2 protein-coding genes are annotated in these 1143 nt (G+C 69.1%); both read right to left on the reverse strand.

What is annotated here, in order from left to right; all coding sequences use genetic code 11:
* Positions 1 to 60: 60 nt before the first annotated feature.
* A complete protein-coding gene (locus tag ACFV20_RS37070) occupies positions 61 to 711 on the reverse strand; it encodes a CBS domain-containing protein (protein WP_073772190.1) in 651 nt (216 codons plus the stop codon).
* A gap of 73 nt (positions 712 to 784) precedes the next feature.
* On the reverse strand, positions 785 to 1143 hold a 359-nt coding region (locus tag ACFV20_RS37075), incomplete at its 5' end, for an MBL fold metallo-hydrolase RNA specificity domain-containing protein (RefSeq protein WP_385665557.1).

Genomic DNA, 1143 nt, shown 5'->3' on the forward strand with positions numbered 1-1143 from the left:
GGGACATACTTCGAGCATGCGCCGCCGATCAGGGTCACGCACGGCGGCGTGGGATGCCCTTCACCCGGCTTCGGCAGCGGTCAGCTCGCACTGTACGTCGACCACTCCTTCGACAGCCCGTGCCAGACGGGTTGCCACCGGGAGCAGGCGTGATTCCCTGACCACACCCGACATCGTCACGACGCCCGCATCGACCTGAACGGTCACCTGCTCCCGCGACACGGGGAAGAGCCGCGCGACCACCTGTTCCCGTACCGCCTCGGCGAGCTCGTCGTCAGGCCTGAGGAAGACTTTGAGCAGGTCCGACCTGCTGACGATGCCTTTGAGGATGTCCCCCTCGACGACCGGCAGGCGCTTCACTCCGCGGGTGGCCATCAGTCGGGCGGCCTGCGGCAGCGGCGCGTCCGGGGCGATGGTGAGGGCCGGCCGGGTCATCAGGTCCTCGGCGGACGACGAGCCTGCCTTGGCCGTCGCGTCCAGACGGCGCATCTGTTCCACGAGACCGGGACGCCGCTCGTGGAACTCCTCCTTCGGCAGCAGGTCGGCCTCCGAGACCACCCCCACGACATGGCCCTCCCCTTCGATGACCGGGAGAGCGCTGACGGACCACCGTGACATGGCGGTCACGATGTCCTTGAACGACGCCTTCGGCGCGACCGCGACGACCTTCTTCGTCATGACGTCGGCCACGGTGTAGGGGTGTGGAGTCATGATCCTCTCCTCAACGCCGGCGAGCAGGTCTGTGGTGTGAATTGGTGAGGCTGGGGCCGGTCATCGGAGTCGGTCATCGGACCAGCACGGCTTCTCCCGAGCGTGGGACGACGGCGGTCCAGCCGAGCTCGTCGGAGATGCGGGTGCGCAGCGTCGCAGCCGCCGACGGCTCGCCGTGCACCACGTACGTCGTGTGCGGGGGCGGGGCGCCGCGCAGCCAGTCGAGGATCTGATCCTCGTCGGCGTGCGCGGAGAAGTGCGGAACGTCGGCGACCTCCGCGCGGACGGGGATGTACTCGCCGAACATCTTGAGTGCAGGGGCGCCGTCCACGAGGTCTCTGGCGCGTGTTCCGGCCGCGGCGAAGCCTACGACGACGACGGTGTTGCGCGGGTCGGGCAGCAGTCGGCGTAGGTGGTGCAGGACCCGGCCGC

The organism is Streptomyces sp. NPDC059696 (assembly GCF_042733745.1).
GTDB lineage: Bacteria > Actinomycetota > Actinomycetes > Streptomycetales > Streptomycetaceae > Streptomyces.